The organism is Buttiauxella sp. A111, from assembly GCF_014189855.1.
GTDB classification, from domain to species: Bacteria; Pseudomonadota; Gammaproteobacteria; order Enterobacterales; family Enterobacteriaceae; genus Buttiauxella; species Buttiauxella selenatireducens.
The window spans coordinates 463,044-478,908 of sequence record NZ_BJFN01000004.1 but is presented as its reverse complement, the minus strand read 5'-3'; the positions used below and the strand labels follow the sequence as shown (position 1 = coordinate 478,908).

Here is a 15,865-nt window from a genome sequence, read left to right as displayed (position 1 = left end):
TGGATTCAGTGTCGAAAGGCGCAAGCATTAAGCCACAAAGCCTTTGAGCAGTGGAAGGGGGAATTGATATCCGCCTGTTGATTACCGCTCTGCGGGATGATTACATAAATACTGCGAGCCATGCGGAAAAAAGCGTTTAATTGCAAAAATAATCTGTAATTAAAGCGGTGTGCGGAGTCATGCAGACTTAAAACGGGAGCCTTAAGCTCCCGTTCTTAATATCATGGTTTAGAACGTATACTTAATACCTAAACGGTAACGAACTTCCATTTCATCTTTCTCATGGTTTTCGTTGTAACGTGGTACGTAACCGATTTCAGTATACGGTTTCCAGTGTTTGTCAATATTATAACTGGCCACAACGTTATACAGCCAGTAATTATGTTCACCTTCATAATCTTCGTAGTTGGTGAAGCGATATTCAAAATCACCGACTATCGAGAATTGATCATTCGCGTAGCCAAACTCCCAGTTAAATTGGTTGTAGTTTTTATCCTTAACATTGGAGTTTTCATTCACCTCAATACCTGGACGCCAGCGCAGGGTGGTCATCCAGTTATCGTTAATATTGTAGATGGCTTTAATCTGTGCGCGGTAACCGATATAGGAATCGCCTACATCAAGGTTAATCGCTGGCGCAAGTGTTAGCTTGTCGTTGATAATGAAGTTCTTACCAAACTCAAATTCGCTACCGTTGCCACTGTATTTCTCAATACCGTTTTTGTAGCCTTCGTTATCAACTTCTGTTTTCTCAGAAATTTTACCTTCGACGCTTGCAAAATATCCATCTTCGGTAGTATGGCCAATCTTAATTCTGTCAGCGTTGGTGCCACTTTCAGGTTTGAATTCATGACGATAGTCAAGTGTAACTGCACCAGACGAAACTGAAACCAATAATGTTGCAAGAGCGCTAATTTTAAACAAACATTTCATTTGTCTTTCCCTGTTGTGAATTAAAAAATCAGTCATCGGACTGGTAACGATGCTAATTAATTTCGCTTCAAGAAAGAGATAACTTGATCAAGAAAATGAAATCGTGTTTCAATTGTTTTGTTTTTTATTAAATAAAATAATTATTGTATTTTATGGCGTAATACTGGAAGTGCTAAAATAATGATGTTAATAAACTGTAAGTATATTGTCATAAATATATATGGCTATCATGAGGCCGAGAGGAAGCAGGTGGTGAAACCCGGAATGGAAAGCAATCTGTTCGGTCTGAATTCGGCAGATAGAACTACGGATATACATGTTTAGTTATAGCTTTACTCTCAAATATTTTATACATAGAGGTTCCATGCACGCTGCAATTAAATAAGCAGAACTCACTATCACAGCTATTGCAGGTAATAAAGTAAACGTAGCATAACCAGAAAATCACTTTTAGCCGTTTACGCTTCCGGATTTTCGTAGCGTGGTCATCCTTAACGGCCATTCAGGAGAGTGACTCTCATAGACCGTCTCAATTCTTATGCATAGTAATGCGAGGGGCGCATGTATCACTGCCGCCCATAACCTTGGGCCGTTCTGGGTTTTTAGACGTTTTTTCTGCGAGTGAGGGTTTCATCACCAGGTCGTTAAGCCATGTTAAGGCCAAAACCCAAAAATTTTTCGGGTTTAAAGAAACGTGATGATAATTATCACATGTTAAATTTTGAGCAAAACGGTAATTTTTTATCCTCGACTGGTTGATTTAATATCAATAAGTTGAATTTTTAAGCGAACGATTCACGGGGAATTGCATCGTGGATCTGCTTTGTGTAGGATGTTCTCCACGCCGACTTAGCTCAGTAGGTAGAGCAACTGACTTGTAATCAGTAGGTCACCAGTTCGATTCCGGTAGTCGGCACCATTTTTAAAGAAACCACCTTTCAGGTGGTTTTTTTTCGTCTGTACTTTAGCAAATGTGACGAGGATAAGAGGAAGGCTAAATGCTAAAGCGCTTCCTCAATGGCTGTGGGTTAGATCCATCCCTGATGGCTTGCAAACCAAACCACAATTGCCACGACAATCAATATTACCGTTGTTTTTCTCATGACTTCTCAACCTGTTAAAAAGACACCTGACGTTTCGTTGCGAAGATCATAGCAGGAGACATGCCGTGGATAATCTCGTTTTTCAACAATACGTCGGCTGACATTTATTCTTCACAAACCAACCAGAAGTCTGCTTCGTCGAACATCTCTTCAACCAGACGGTTGATTTTCTCTTTTTCATTCTTGGTGCAGTCGCTGTTTACTGCATTTGCCTGCATGGGTTTCACCCTGACTTCCGCATCCGGGAAGATGGCGTGAACCCGTCGAGTTAATTCTGCAAGAATCTTTTCATTTGCGCCGGGAAGACCCGCCACATTTCGTTTGTCGTAAACCAATTCTACAAACATGGATACTTCCCTATTAAGGCTGTGTTTATATACAGTAATGAATCTCTACATTCAAGGCAAGCGGTGTTCATGAAAATGGAGCACCAGGTAAGATAATTGCGCAATCTATTCCGATTTTTCGGCGATAAGTGGGGTTTCTGTCTTACGTGATTTCGCCTGCTCTATTATGAGTTGATAAGCCACGTAATACTTGAAGATATTGCTCACATATTGCACGGTTTCATTACCTATGCGCAGTTGTGCAATACGTTCAACATTATTAAACCAGACATTAGGATCATAGCCTTGCGCCACAGCTTCTTTGCGTAATCGGGCTATTTTTGCAGGGCCAGCATTATAAGAGGCGAAGGTGAAAAGCAGTTTGTTTAAATCTGTCATTTTTTCGTCAGCAAAATAACGGTCGCACATGAAACGGATATATTTCACGCCAGCATTAATGTTGGGGTCTATCAGCCTGATATCGCCGACGTTTAGCTCTTTACCGGTTGTAGGCAGCACTTGCATGACACCAATCGCGCCACTTTTGCTACGTACTTTTTGGTCAAGACGGGACTCTTGATAACCTTGAGCCACCATCATGAGCCAGTCGATGTTGTATTGTTGACCGTACTTGCGGAAAATTTCTGTAACCTGATTAAACTTCTCTATATCTTTTTCCGAACGCGCATTTTTTACCCATTTAGTATTGCGTAAATACTTATAAACCTGTTGATTGCCGAATGACGTGCCAATTTTATGCGTGGCAGTAAATTTATCCAATTGGGCTTTAAGAAGAGGGGAGTTTTTACGCATTGCGAAGGCGATAGAGCCGTCATCACGCAGGGTAATGTTTTCATAAACAACCAGGTTTGGATAAATCTGCTTCCATAAGATGGCAAGGTAACGGTCAACCACTGTGTAATCGGCAAGGTTGGCGTTCACCATTTCCAGGATGTCTTCCTGTTCGAAATTTCCCGGCGCTTTGATAACCACAGCGGGTGGCAGCTTTTTCTCCGCCAGGTTTTTATTCAGTATCTCAATGCTTGAAATGTAGCTGGTCGAAGGATTCACAAACAGAGACTGTCCCGAAAGGGAATCGACACTTTTGAGTTCGGGCGCTTTGTTACTGGCGACAAGCACTTCATGGATATTTTTTGCCAATGGTTCACTGAAATCGACCAATTTTTCGCGTTCAGGGGTAATCGTCAAATTAGCGGCGATGATATCTCCACGTCCTGCGATAAGTTGCGGAATAAGTTGGTCACGGGCTGTGGGTACAAAGAGAAGATGTGTTTTTTGTGAGGGTTTAAGACCTTTATTGATCTGTTTATCAAACTGTTGCATCAACTCCAACATGATGCCTCGCTGAGTCCCACTGTTATCAATAAAGTAAAATGTCTTACTGTAAGGAATCAAAACTCGAATGATCCGCCTTTCCTTCATCACATCATAGTCACCATAAACAACATTGATTTTGGTATCAAATTTCAAATGCTGCTCATCGGTGGCTGCGTTCGTCATCGGCAAAAGTGAAGTGATCAAGAGAAGTAGTAGCACCAGGCGCGCCATGTTCACACCATCTAAACAATTCAGCTGCAGACCTTTTAACTATAGCTCGCGCAAACCTGTTTTGGTTACAAAATGCACAGGTTTGGTTGTTGGAGAGTGTGGAGGGGAATGTTTCCCTCTCTAAATGAGAAAATTATTAATTGAAAATAATTCTTGCTTCCAGCGGGCTGGCGTGCGTTAATGCGTCATCGGTTTGGAAGACAGACCTTATGAAAGCAGTTTTAGTAAAGCAGTCCTCAGTTCAAGCGCTATCAAGTCATCAGATACCCTTCTTCGTGAGTCTCCTCCTAAGTGCCTAAATAAGAAACGTTCTGCAATACAGACCACGTTCGCCATATTAAATGGCTATAAAATATCGAGGAAGTATCTATGTCTAAAATGACTGGTTTAGTAAAATGGTTCAACCCAGAAAAAGGTTTCGGCTTCATCACTCCTGACAATGGTAGCAAAGATGTGTTCGTTCACTTCTCTGCCATTCAGAGCAATGATTTCAAAACTCTGGACGAAGGCCAGAAAGTTGAGTTCTCTATCGAGAACGGCGCTAAAGGTCCATCAGCAACTAACGTTGTTGCTCTGTAAGACTGCTAACGCATACTGCGACTGACGCATGCGAAGACGGTGAATAGCCCGAGCCGGTAGTCAAAGTGAATAAACCCGCCATGTGCGGGTTTTTTGTTATCTAAAATCCCTCAAATCCCTCCGCTATCCTCATCAATAATCCCATTATATTTATATGGATATCGTCATTCTTTACATTAATTAACGATGTACCTTCAGTTGGTTTACGCAGGGTAGACTATGCTGGTAGCGGAATATACTTTTTTGAAGGTATATCAAATTAATGACTGGAGTTTTTTTATGGGTTTTTGGCGTATTGTTTTTACTATTATTTTACCCCCGCTTGGTGTTTTGTTAGGTAAGGGATTCGGTTGGGCATTTATTCTGAATATTGTACTCACCCTGTTGGGTTATATTCCTGGATTAATCCACGCCTTCTGGGTGCAAACCCGCGATTAATAAAATAAAACTGATTTATTGATTAGCAACTGACGCAGCGGGTGGCTGAAAAGGTCGCTCGCAAGGAAGCGTGGGGCGGCATCTAACGGCTCCCTGTTTACTTTTGCACCTAAGAATGTTCTGATACTGCCAATTATTTAATGAGCTACAGAGTCATTTTATGTATCAGTTGAAACCGGGAATGTTGGCAGTGATTATTGGTTCCCGTACTGCCGCCGGGCGTGTGAATATCGGTAAATCAGTCGAGCTTTTTGGCCTGTGCGAACCGGGTGAAAGTTTTGTTAATCCAGTCACTGGTGTGGTGACGCAACTTCCTCATGATGCGAATCATTCGCTGTGGTTAGTTACGGGTAATGTTGTGGCTTTCGATGGACGCGAAGGTTACACCTTTGTCCGTGCTGAATATCTGATGCCACTCGATAAGACGTTATTGCCAGAGATTGAACAAGAGCAGGCTGTTCACTAGCCGACTAAACGGCCATTAGCGCCAGACGCTAGCCTGAATCTTGAGCCGTTTTTAATGCCAGTCACCCTGCTAATTTTGGGCGTTGCAAGGCAGATTGCAGTGGCATAATCTATCATTCCTTATGTAGTCGATGTTGTTAAACATAAGGATAATCAAACAAATGTCTCCCTTACCTTTGAAAGAAACTCTTCGCGTTGCGCTGGTCGGTGACTACAACTCTACGGTTATCGCGCATCAGGCGATCCCTCTGGCTTTAGATAATGCAGCTGAATATGTTGACGTCGCCGTTGACTATGATTGGTTGCCCACTCCTGAAGTGACAAGTCCTGAAGATCTGGTGGGGTATGATGCCATTTGGTGTGTTCCGGCCAGTCCCTATCAAAATGAAGACGGTGCTTTACTGGCAATTCGCTATGCTCGCGAGAACCAAATTCCGTTTCTTGGTACATGTGGTGGTTTCCAGCACGCCATTATTGAATATGCGCGCAATGTGCTGGATTGGCATGATGCCGGTCATGCCGAAACGAGTCGTGATGGGCGCCTGGTGATTGGGCCATTGAGTTGTTCGCTGGTGGAAAAATCCGACGCTATCGAACTTAAGGCGGGGTCATTGATTGCTGAGGCTTATGGGCGGTCACAAATTGAAGAGGGCTACCACTGCAATTACGGGATAGCCGATTTTTTTACCGCCCACCTGGCGTCATCTCAATTACAGCCCACCGGATGGGATAATCAAGGTGAAATCCGCGTGGTCGAACTTCGTGGGCATCCCTTTTTTGTCGGAACACTTTTCCAGCATGAACGTAACGCATTGAAGGATAAGCCTGCGCCGCTAGTCGAAGCATTCCTTAAAGCGGCGCTGCTTTAGTCAGGAAGAGTGGGTAGGGCGCGCTGGGCTGATCTCTGCATCACGCCCGGCAAATCCGCCGAATACAGCCATCACGCACGCCAGTATTGCGCATCCTAATAATGGCAGGCTCCACTGGCCAGAGAGGTCATGCACTTTGCCCATCAGCGGTGGGCCAAAAGCCGCCAATAAATATCCCATACATTGTGCCATACCGGACAACGCGGCGGCTTGATGCGCACTGTTTGCGCGCAGGCCGATAAATGTCAGGCCGAGAATCATTGTCGCACCAGAGCCAAAACCAAATATCACAACCCACACACTGGCGAGGCTCGGTACCATAAGTAACCCAACAGCACTCACTCCACACAGCAAGGCCATGACAATAGCGATACCGCGATGGTCTTTCAGCCGACTTAAAATCATCCCGATAAATAAGCCAGGGGCGGCGGTGGCTAATTGCATCAGGCCGTGCAATGAGCCTGCTTGCACTTCACTATAACCATGACTTATCAGTATCGAAGGCAGCCAGCCAATCACCACATAGTAAATGAGCGAGTTGATCCCCAAAAACAGAGTGACTTGCCATGCAAGTGCGGATGTCCATATTCCCCGGCTATGTAAGGCATTACTGTTGCTTAAGGTTGATATGCTGTGATTAGACAATTGCGGTAGCCAAACCAACAAGGCCACTACAGGGAAAATCATCAGAGCCATCAGCGCTCCGGGCCAACCATAGCCCTGTTGAGATAGAGGGACCACCATCATGGAGCCGATAGCGGCCGCGACACCCATCGTCAACGAATACGCGCCGGTCAATCGTGCGACCTGGCCTGGAAAATCACGCTTAATCAGGCCGGGTAAAAGCACGTTCCCTATTGCAATTCCGCAACCAATAACCGCGGTACCAATATAAAGCAGTGCCGTATTTCCCATTGAGCGTAGTGTAATCCCCGCGCAGATAATCAGCAGGGCAGCAAACAAACACCGTTCGATACCGAATCGACGAGCAATCCCTGCCGCCAGTGGAGAAACTATCGCAAAGGCCAAAAGTGGGAGAGTGGTGAGCACGCCTGTTTGTGCCGTTGTCAGGCTGAATGATTCGCGAATCATCTCCAGCAAGGGAGCCGCGCCGGTAAACGTCACGCGCAGCGTGGTGGCAATCATTAAGATGCCGAGCAGTAACAAACCGTGTTTTTTCACATTTAAAGCCGAAATCGATGACATACATATACCCCGTAAAACGATGCGCTCAAGATACACGTTTTAGGAATGGAAGAAATCAACGTAAAATGCCAGTTTATCCCTAAAACCGGACAAGATTATGGAGCGCGGATTAGCCCTCGAAGGATTCGACCCTGATAGCAACCGTCAGCCTGCTCAGGCGTTCAGGATCCTGGTGTCAGAAAGTGAGAACGAAATTGCCTTCCATCATCACCGCAAAGGCCAGCTGATTTTGGCGTTACATGGCGGGATTACCTGTGAAGTTGAGCAGGCGATGTGGATGGTGCCCACGCAACATGCGGTCTGGATCCCCGGTGAAATGCCGCACAGTAATCGCGCGACCGCAAACGCCCGGCTGTGCTTTCTGTTTATTGAACCGGGTGTTGTTGAGATGCCAGCACAATGCTGCACATTACGGATTACCCCGTTGGTGCGTGAATTGATCCTGCATTTGACCCAGCAAGATGAGTCTGGTTTAGCACAACCAGAGACGCAAAGATTGGTAAGGGTTTTATTCGATGAACTGCCACGCCAGGCCGTGGAACAGCTACATTTGCCCATGTCGCGGCACCCTAAAATCCGTTTTATTGCTGAACGCCTGGTGTCAGATCCACAGCAACGCCACACTCTGGAGCAATGGGCTTCACAGCTGGCGATGAGTGAGCGAAATCTTGCGCGCCTGGTGGTGAAAGAAACAGGGCTCAGTTTTCGGCGGTGGCGGCAACAGTTACAACTGATCGTGGCACTTCAGTTGCTGATTGGCGGTTCATCGGTACAAAAGGTTGCTGGCGAACTCGGGTATGATTCGACCAATGCATTTATAACAATGTTTAAAAAGGCGCTGGGAAACACACCTGGACGCTATCTGGCATCGCTGGAACTCAGGTAGCTGATTTACTGTTTTCCGATGATAAGTGATACCAGTCCCGCAGCGATAAGTGGCCCAACAGGCACACCACGGAATAATGCCACACCTAAAACCGTTCCAACCAATAGGCCAGCCACTAAACTCGGTTGGCTGCTCATTAGCGTTACGCCGCGCCCACCGAGCCATGAGACAAACACGCCGACTGCAATCGCAACCAGCGATTTCCAGTGGGTAAAAGAGTGCAACAGAGTACTTGCAGGTAAGGTGCCGCTGGCAATCGGAGCCATGACCCCGATCGTCAGAATGATAATCCCCACCGTCAGTCCCTGTTTTTCAATCCAGGGGAAAAAATGACTCAATGGAGTCACCCGGACAATGATAAGCACCAGAATGGATACCGCAACGGTAGTGTTATGGCTGACAAATCCTAGCGCGGCGAGTGCCAGCAGGATTAAAAGTGTCGAATCGACGATCATCGTTGTTCCTTGCGAAAAATGACGGGAAGGCTTTTTTATTGTTATTTTTTATTTTACGTGCAGCCGAGTTATTTCTTAAGCCTTTTTAAACAGATAGCGAATGTTTTGTGCAGTTGCATAGCAATGATGAGAAAGTTGAATCGTTTTTGACGATCAATAAAGCGGGTATTGATCTATAAAAACTATTTGAACACTGTGGGTATTCACTCATACTCTGACGCCACTGAATTGGACTTTTTACTTCTTCCATTCTGAATGCGCATATTTACACATCAATGCGTTCTTCTTACCAGTAGCGAAATTTTAATGTGAAAGCCATATCTCCTCATTTTCATCGAAATGATTTTTGTTGCCCGTGCGGGTGCGGTTTTGCTGATGTCAGCATTGAATTAGTGGATCTTCTCGAAGCAGTATTCGAGTATTTTCAACAACCTGTCTTGATACGGCGGGGATGTAGTTGCACGCAACACAACAAAGCCTGTGGTGGTGAATACGCAAGTCAGCATTTATTAGGAACGGCGGCGGATATAACGGTGAAAAATACTTCCCCTGATGACGTCGCTAATTATCTTGAGGCGACGTATCCGCAAAAATATGGAATTGGGCGAAGCGAATCCTGGACACATATTGATATGCGTTTATCGGTTGCTCGTTGGCGAGAGTAAATTACGCGTCGTATTAGCCATTGGGAAGGAATAAATCAGCCAGCATGTATATTAACTGGCTGATTTTATTTATTAATTGTAAGAGCTACTGGACTGCTTCTGGAGCAGATAACCAACGCGTAACCTATTGATTTTATGCTTCCTAAAATCCACTCCAAAATCCCTCCAAAATTGTTCCCCAAAACGGATTTTAAATTCTATTGAGTTGGAGGGGGCTATCTCCCTCACAATTTACGTAGCTAAACAGCAAGCGTAATCCAACCCTGACCGCGCTCATCCTTGTATTGTTCACTCATAGCATCCGTTTTATGGCCCAGAAGTGTTTTCACATTTATACCCTGTGCTTCATAGAGACGTGACGATAAAGAACGCTGTTCATGAAACGAAGGAGGAGTGCTTCCTTTAGGGAAAGTTAAACCTGATTTTACTCTAGCTTCCAGGAATACGCGGCTGAGGCTATTCACATCAATCTTTTCCCCAGCTTTGTTAGATGCGTGATTACGCTGACTGTGGAGCATGTACTTACTGACTACTCGATCCCGGCATCTTGAAATGATCTCACCGAGGGTTAAATCAATTGCTTCGCACTTCAGTGTTAGCGGGAGAGCAAGACGAACCCCTGTCTTCGACTGAATAATGTGCAGATATCCATCCCAAACATCACTGAATTTCATTTCAACGAGATCCCCACGCCGCTGGCCAGTTACTAAGGCTAACAGCATTGAATTTTGTGCGAATGGGGCTAGGCCAGATGCATGGTCATATATTTTCTGCCACTGTTCGAAGGTAAGCCTTGATCGCGACACTTTGTTTTTAGGGTTACGTACTGCGAGCGCTGGGTTATATCCAGCAGGAACTTCACCAGCATGTTGGGCTTCTTTAAATACATCAATCCAGACCGCCCGCAATAGCTGTGCCATTCTTACTTTTCCTGCCGCTTTGTACTCATCTATAATAGTTGCCAACATTTTGGTATCGACATCCTGCAGCCGTAGATTTGGCATTCTTAAAGAGAGTGTATTAGAGCAATTTTTCCGGCTTTTATATGTGGGTTTTCTTATTTCACCGTTGTCCATTCTATCCTGTTGAACGAGCATGTACCTGTTTACCCAGTTTTTAACTCTGACCCCTGGTTCACGTTTTGCTTGAGCCTTTATAGCCATATCAACCAGAAGATAAGACTGTGTATTTTCTTGCTCTGATAAAATACGGTTCATCTCTTCTGCGGCCGACTTTGCCGCGTCCTCGTCAGTTCCAAACCCAACAAAAACTCCTGTAATGGGATGACGATATTGCCAGTATGTTTTGCTATTGCGCTTATCAAGCTTGCAATAAAGGTTAGGGGTGGAAATATTATGTTTACGGGGTCTTGCAGCCATTGAGTGCTTTCTCCACTAATGAGCGGGCATTGGGTGGCAAATGGTTTGATATTTCTACGCGACCCACCATGCCTATAAATTTTGCCTCTTCATCTACTACCCATCGGCGACCTTGTTTCACTGCTGGTGGATAAGTTTGCTTAGTTTTAGCAATACGATGAAGAGCCGCCATTCCTGGGGGATTCTTAAAACCATTTGGCCCTGCGGCCCAGTCTGATAAAGAAACTAATTGGCCCATGCTATTACTCCATAAAGCCCGACTGCGCCCGGGCGCAATGAATTACAAATTGGTGCTGGTGGCAAGTATTAACTTCTGCCAGATAGCAGACACGTATTTAGCCTGATGTGTCGCATCGGCCAGCGCATTGTGTTTATCACCTTCAATCAGGATATCGTCACGTGGGTTAATACCCACCGCTTTGCCCAACTCAACAATTGTGCGGACATCGCGATCATTCCTGAAATTCCACGGACAAAAAATGGCAGTACGAAGGTATGCCTGTCGGAGTATTACATTGTCAAATGAAGCACCATTACCCCATACCTGAACACTGTCCCGACCATTGGCAGAGTTTTCGCTGATAAAATCATTCAACTGCAGTAATACATCATCAAGCGGAAGAACTTCATCAACGAGAAGGGCCGAGCGAGCTTCAGAGGATTGCTTCATCCACCAAAGTATCGTTCCTGCGTCAGGTATTCCACCGAACTCCATGGCCGATTCCAGGCATATGACTTTGTAAAAATGCGCACCGATATGACCTGTTGCAGGGTTGAAGAATACTGCACCGATAGAAACAATCGGAGCGTCAGGATTGATTCCCATCGTTTCCGTATCCACCATCATGTGGGTGTATAACTTTCTTGTAGGTTCATCAATATGATGACCGGATTCATAATTTGGAGGGGCTGTCTGCTCGCTAATGCCAGAATGATTTTCAGTTGGCACATTTGCTGTTTTGCCCATTTTTATTTCAGTTTCAACCTCGCTTTCACCCCCTCGAGTTTCTTGCCTCCACACATCAGAATTGCTCTCTGCAGCCTGAGTTTCTTCTTTTTCGGCTTCATTTGAGTCGGCATTATTTTCAGTTGTTTTGTTCGGTTGCTCTCCCATCAAACCTTCAATTGAAAACACACCTTTGCCAAGGCTCTTTACATCAGGGTTATCTAAAGTGTTGGCCACATCGTGTTGAACCTCTTCCGAAGCTGCGTCATTACTGGTTTCATCGGTTGTGTTCAATGCTGTTGAACGCATAGCAATCGCCACAGTTTCAGCATCAGGATTTGCGTGATTTGTTTCGGTCAGCTTCGAGTTAATCCACGCCTGGTGGGTACCTGGCATCATGTGGACGTTTGGAGCGGCGCTGCGAATGACGGCAAAGATAGCAGCGCGGGAATAATCCAGAATGCCAGGGCAATTGCGCAGCTTACGTGACCACTCTTTCCATGGAGATTCTTTGGCGGCAACCATTTCTTTGGCACGACGTAAAATGGCTTGCTCGAAATCGTAAATATTGAAATCAAAAGGCAGCAGTGCGAGAGCAACCTCGATATCAAGGGTATCCAGAGAGTGAACCATATCTGGGTTACGGTCAGTCTGATTGCCACCACCGGCATTGGTGCCAGCGTCAGTGCGCTGAACCGACGTAATGCGATTGCCGTTAGTCCACTCACGTACCAGAATTCCACGATCAATATGCTCGGTAGATGCCCAGAGCTTTGTGAACTGTATGAAAAGGTTCAGTTCGTGTCGTTTTTCCATGGGAAACACGGTTTTGATAGCATCGGTATATTTCCACAATTGTGCTGTGCTGAAACTCTGCAGTTCGGGCGTGTTGCTGGCAGTCAGCAGCAGGTTCTGGACGTAGCTGTCGTCGGTATCCAGTGACATGACCATAATCTGGACGCGCTGCGCATGCTTGATGTGATGTCTGGTGGCGTCAGAGGTAAACTGTGAAAGCAGTCTTCTACTGAAATTCATTTCTGCGACTGGGTACTCTGTATTGTCATCGTCGTTAGCATCAACAACCAGATCTATATCCACTGACGTCGCATCAGATACATCGTTTGTTTCTGCCAGAGTTTCTACGGTTGTAGATGTTTCTGGAAGAGTGGGGAGGGTATCAACAACGTTAGTCGTTACATTGGCTGCATCAGTGGTCGCTGTACCAACAACAATTTTCTGCCAGGTCTTATCATTTTCTGCCAGCTCGTAGCGGTCGCACCATGTAGCATCCAGTTCACTCTCTTCTGGCAAATCGTCGAAAACTGGCATATCAGTGCGAACCGGTAATTGATAGTTAGCGCCGCGACCAGTTTCTATTCCTGAATCTTCAAGGATGTTCATGACCTCACGGTCAGCGCGAGAATCGGATTTACTTTCAAACCAAACGAATAGATTCGGCTTTCCGGATCTCTTCCGGCTTTTAATCAGATATGCGTACATCATTGCGTTTACGCTCCTTTGGGTAATAGAATCCCCGAGCCATTGATAGCGCCCATTGGGTAGTTACTTTGGTATTTCAGATTTCCAGCGTGCTTTGGTCGGTACCGCTGGACGTAGAGCCCGCTTCGGCGGGTTTTTGCGTTACTGCGACTTTGTTTTTGTTGGATCGCCTTTCTGGGCGAGCACATAACAAACCTTACGAACTACTACCATCAGCACTGGTAGCTTTACTGCCTGCTGCTTTGCTGGCTTACGCATTAAATCGAACATATCAATCCCCTTTGCCGTCTTCCCGGCTGCCAGAACGGTGCTAAACCTGCTGCGCGTTAATTTCTCCACCTCATCCCGATCTTCGTATGCGTCGGGCCGCTACTTCGTGGGCATCCTGCCTGAGTGGTTCGTTGCTGCGTGTTGATAGGATAAGGCTACAAATAAATTTGTCAGTCGTCAATGTATAATTGATATGAAATTAATCAGTGATTGATTTTATTGAGGTGAGGGTGCTTTTGGGGACGAAAAAAAAACCGCATTAAGCGGCTTTAATTAGTGGGTAGGCAATTTTTTCAGAGGGGAGGGTCAATCTTTCTTCGGCGTAAGAATTCTGCCATAAACGCATCTAGTTCTTCCAGCCTAGCTTTGGCGAGGTCTATAAAACGTTCTTGTTCAGACTCTGGAAGTTGATCAAACACTTCTAAAAGGGCTTTCTGCTTTTGATTCAATACTGTCTTGCTGGCAGTAATGGAAGCTATTTGTTCTTCTTCCTCATCAGTCATAAAGAACCAATACAGTGGTTTTCCAAGAGCTTGAGGAAATAACGCTAATTTTTCGGTGCGTGGAAAAATTCCGGAGTTACACCAGTTGCTGACGGTTTGCGAGTTCACACCTATGCGACGGCCAAGCTCGGATTGAGAAATACCGGCTTCATCAATAGCCCTCTGCAGCCTTTCTTCGAAGTTCATATTCTTTTCCAAATCTAACCAGTAACCAAGCATACAAAGATTCTTTTCAGTTGTGTCTGATTAATTTTCTTGACACTGATATGTTTTATATCAATGATGTGATACAAAATTAAGGAGGACACATGCAAGAAACTATTCAACAGAAAATCATATCTCTTTGCGGCAGCCAATCTGAGCTGGCGAGGCGATTGGGTAAAAACTCCCAGACAGTATCTGTCTGGTTTCGAACCCAAGTCGCTAGCACCGAGGTCATAAATGCAAGTCGTGCTCTTGAGTGGCAAGTCACTCCCCACGAACTGCGCCCTGATCTCTATCCAAACCCAACTGATGGCCTTCCAAGTCAACAAGCATAGCCATCCATTCACTTAATCAATATGGGAAGTTTCAACTATGGAGAACGCAATCGCACGCAAGTTAGAACCCCCAATTCTCAATCCAGTTGAGATTGAGAGTGTTTTGCTCACCCGGCTTTCATCGGTTGGGCAAAAGGCTTACGCGGAACATATGGGGATCAGCGAATCGACAGTGAGTCGTCGTAAGGCGGATGGGCATTTTACAGCCTTGGCGAAGGAGCTTGCTTTCCTGGGAATTCAGGCCGCACCACCTGAAGCTGTTCTGGTATCGCGGGAATATCTGGCTTCTGTTGAAACTCTGGCTGATATCGGACTTAAAGCCGAAAGAGCCAGGCCTGGGCCGCTTGGGTGGGATTGATACATGAGATTAATCAACAGAAGGGAGAAAGCCGCGGTGCTCGAACACCAACGGCTTTCTAGTGCAATAACGGGTAGCAATTGCGAGGCCAGTATGCCGAGTAAATCAACAAGTGTAAATAATCAGGAGGTAACGCGTGAGCATGACGCTTATGGCAAAAGCAATGGGGGTCAAAGTGGGCAATTCACTGCGTAAATTAGTTCTCCTGAAACTGGCGGATAATGCCAACGACAAAGGTGAATGCTGGCCGTCTTATCAGCACATCGCGGATCAATGTGAGTGTAGCAAGTCTGCTGTTCGCAATCATATTGATGCACTTGAAGAAATGGGACTCCTTGAACGTGAAAACCGTCTCGGTAACAACAACGGAAAAGGTAACACTTCGAATGTGTATTACCTGAACCTTGACCAGCCCCCTATGCCATATGGTGACACAGGGGTATGTCATCAGATGGCATCCCCTGTGTTATCTGATGCTACACCCCCTATGCCACCAGATGGCACCAGAACCAGTCACTCTTTTGAACCAGTCATTGAACCTGAAACTCCAAACAGCACTGGCGGGAATTTCATCAGTCCGGCTGCAAGAAAACATCTCGGAATTTCGGTGGATGGGAAAATCCCGTTCCCTCCCAAATTTAGCCCTAACGACGAGCACAGGCAGATTGCAAATCAGCGTGGTGCAGATATCGATTCTGAGTTGTCGAGTTTCCGCGATCACTACATGGCAAGAGGAATTTATCTGCTGGACTGGAATGCAGCGTTTAACGTCTGGCTACGAAACTCACGACAGACTTACTCGCAAAAACCAAAAACACGGTTGACGGAAATTCTTCCTGCCACCAGCGACATCCCACCAGGGTTCCGAGGCTAATG

Annotated in this window: 19 protein-coding genes and 1 tRNA gene; 10 read left to right on the top strand and 10 right to left on the bottom strand. The window is 45.6% G+C overall.

What is annotated here, in order from left to right; all coding sequences use genetic code 11:
• Window positions 1–228: 228 nt before the first annotated feature.
• Window positions 229–933 (bottom strand): oligogalacturonate-specific porin KdgM family protein, encoded by a 705-nt coding sequence (locus BSPA111_RS14535; protein ID WP_183271854.1) that lies wholly within the window; start codon window positions 931–933, stop codon window positions 229–231.
• Between the two features lie 843 nt (window positions 934–1,776).
• Here BSPA111_RS14535 and BSPA111_RS14530 point away from each other — a divergent pair.
• Window positions 1,777–1,852 (top strand) — tRNA-Thr (locus BSPA111_RS14530).
• 288 nt (window positions 1,853–2,140) lie between these two features.
• On the opposite strand, the gene BSPA111_RS14525 is transcribed toward BSPA111_RS14530, so the two are convergent.
• Both BSPA111_RS14525 and BSPA111_RS14520 read right to left on the bottom strand, forming a co-directional pair.
• Window positions 2,141–2,383, bottom strand: a complete 243-nt coding sequence (locus BSPA111_RS14525; protein ID WP_183271853.1) for a DinI family protein — start codon at window positions 2,381–2,383, stop codon at window positions 2,141–2,143.
• Between the two features lie 105 nt (window positions 2,384–2,488).
• Window positions 2,489–3,931, bottom strand: a complete 1,443-nt coding sequence (locus BSPA111_RS14520; protein ID WP_255459282.1) for a lytic transglycosylase F — start codon at window positions 3,929–3,931, stop codon at window positions 2,489–2,491.
• A 369-nt stretch (window positions 3,932–4,300) separates the two neighbouring features.
• On the opposite strand from BSPA111_RS14520, the gene cspA reads away from it, so the two are divergent.
• The 4 genes from cspA to BSPA111_RS14500 all read left to right on the top strand — a co-directional run bounded on the left by cspA (window position 4,301) and on the right by BSPA111_RS14500 (window position 6,282).
• Entirely contained in the window at window positions 4,301–4,510 is a 210-nt protein-coding gene (cspA, locus tag BSPA111_RS14515) for an RNA chaperone/antiterminator CspA (RefSeq protein WP_183271852.1), read from the top strand.
• A 279-nt stretch (window positions 4,511–4,789) separates the two neighbouring features.
• Window positions 4,790–4,948, top strand: a complete 159-nt coding sequence (locus BSPA111_RS14510) for a YqaE/Pmp3 family membrane protein (protein ID WP_006687217.1) — start codon at window positions 4,790–4,792, stop codon at window positions 4,946–4,948.
• A gap of 160 nt (window positions 4,949–5,108) precedes the next feature.
• Entirely contained in the window at window positions 5,109–5,414 is a 306-nt protein-coding gene (locus BSPA111_RS14505) for a hypothetical protein (RefSeq protein WP_183271851.1), read from the top strand.
• Between the two features lie 160 nt (window positions 5,415–5,574).
• Window positions 5,575–6,282 (top strand): CTP synthase, encoded by a 708-nt coding sequence (locus BSPA111_RS14500; RefSeq protein ID WP_183271850.1) that lies wholly within the window; start codon window positions 5,575–5,577, stop codon window positions 6,280–6,282.
• Here BSPA111_RS14500 and BSPA111_RS14495 read toward each other — a convergent pair whose 3' ends face one another.
• A complete protein-coding gene (locus BSPA111_RS14495) occupies window positions 6,283–7,488 on the bottom strand; it encodes a CynX/NimT family MFS transporter (protein ID WP_183271849.1) in 1,206 nt (401 codons plus the stop codon). It abuts the gene before it with no gap.
• Window positions 7,489–7,585: 97 nt separating this feature from the next.
• Here BSPA111_RS14495 and BSPA111_RS14490 point away from each other — a divergent pair, with 97 nt between their 5' ends.
• Complete coding sequence (locus BSPA111_RS14490; protein WP_183271848.1) at window positions 7,586–8,374, top strand: helix-turn-helix transcriptional regulator; 789 nt, start codon at window positions 7,586–7,588, stop codon at window positions 8,372–8,374.
• A gap of 5 nt (window positions 8,375–8,379) precedes the next feature.
• Here BSPA111_RS14490 and BSPA111_RS14485 read toward each other — a convergent pair whose 3' ends face one another.
• Window positions 8,380–8,826, bottom strand: coding sequence for a DUF441 domain-containing protein (locus BSPA111_RS14485; RefSeq protein ID WP_183271987.1), 447 nt, complete (start codon window positions 8,824–8,826; stop codon window positions 8,380–8,382).
• Window positions 8,827–9,137: 311 nt separating this feature from the next.
• Here BSPA111_RS14485 and BSPA111_RS14480 point away from each other — a divergent pair, with 311 nt between their 5' ends.
• On the top strand, window positions 9,138–9,494 hold the full coding sequence (locus BSPA111_RS14480) for a D-Ala-D-Ala carboxypeptidase family metallohydrolase (protein WP_183271847.1): 357 nt from the start codon (window positions 9,138–9,140) through the stop codon (window positions 9,492–9,494).
• A 239-nt stretch (window positions 9,495–9,733) separates the two neighbouring features.
• On the opposite strand, the gene BSPA111_RS14475 is transcribed toward BSPA111_RS14480, so the two are convergent.
• The 5 genes from BSPA111_RS14475 to BSPA111_RS14460 all read right to left on the bottom strand — a co-directional run bounded on the left by BSPA111_RS14475 (window position 9,734) and on the right by BSPA111_RS14460 (window position 14,311).
• Window positions 9,734–10,873, bottom strand: coding sequence for a phage integrase Arm DNA-binding domain-containing protein (locus BSPA111_RS14475; RefSeq protein ID WP_183271846.1), 1,140 nt, complete (start codon window positions 10,871–10,873; stop codon window positions 9,734–9,736).
• Complete coding sequence (locus tag BSPA111_RS14470) at window positions 10,854–11,111, bottom strand: excisionase (RefSeq protein WP_183271845.1); 258 nt, start codon at window positions 11,109–11,111, stop codon at window positions 10,854–10,856. The genes BSPA111_RS14475 and BSPA111_RS14470 overlap by 20 nt, the downstream gene beginning before the upstream one ends.
• A 42-nt stretch (window positions 11,112–11,153) precedes the next feature.
• A complete protein-coding gene (locus tag BSPA111_RS14465; protein ID WP_183271844.1) occupies window positions 11,154–13,322 on the bottom strand; it encodes an exonuclease in 2,169 nt (722 codons plus the stop codon).
• A 138-nt stretch (window positions 13,323–13,460) separates the two neighbouring features.
• Complete coding sequence (locus BSPA111_RS22685; RefSeq protein WP_255459281.1) at window positions 13,461–13,589, bottom strand: hypothetical protein; 129 nt, start codon at window positions 13,587–13,589, stop codon at window positions 13,461–13,463.
• Window positions 13,590–13,882: 293 nt separating this feature from the next.
• Window positions 13,883–14,311: a helix-turn-helix domain-containing protein gene (locus tag BSPA111_RS14460; protein ID WP_183271843.1), complete on the bottom strand. Its 429-nt coding sequence runs from the start codon at window positions 14,309–14,311 to the stop codon at window positions 13,883–13,885.
• 89 nt (window positions 14,312–14,400) lie between these two features.
• Between BSPA111_RS14460 and BSPA111_RS14455 the strand changes: the two genes are divergently transcribed.
• The 3 genes from BSPA111_RS14455 (at window position 14,401) to BSPA111_RS14445 (ending at window position 15,863) form a co-directional block, all read left to right on the top strand.
• Window positions 14,401–14,631 carry a YdaS family helix-turn-helix protein gene (locus BSPA111_RS14455; RefSeq protein WP_183271842.1) on the top strand — a complete coding sequence of 77 codons (231 nt, stop codon included), beginning with the start codon at window positions 14,401–14,403 and terminating at the stop codon, window positions 14,629–14,631.
• A 37-nt stretch (window positions 14,632–14,668) separates the two neighbouring features.
• On the top strand, window positions 14,669–14,989 hold the full coding sequence (locus tag BSPA111_RS14450; protein WP_183271841.1) for a CII family transcriptional regulator: 321 nt from the start codon (window positions 14,669–14,671) through the stop codon (window positions 14,987–14,989).
• 142 nt (window positions 14,990–15,131) lie between these two features.
• Window positions 15,132–15,863: a helix-turn-helix domain-containing protein gene (locus BSPA111_RS14445; protein ID WP_183271986.1), complete on the top strand. Its 732-nt coding sequence runs from the start codon at window positions 15,132–15,134 to the stop codon at window positions 15,861–15,863.
• The last annotated feature ends 2 nt before the right edge of the window (window positions 15,864–15,865 follow it).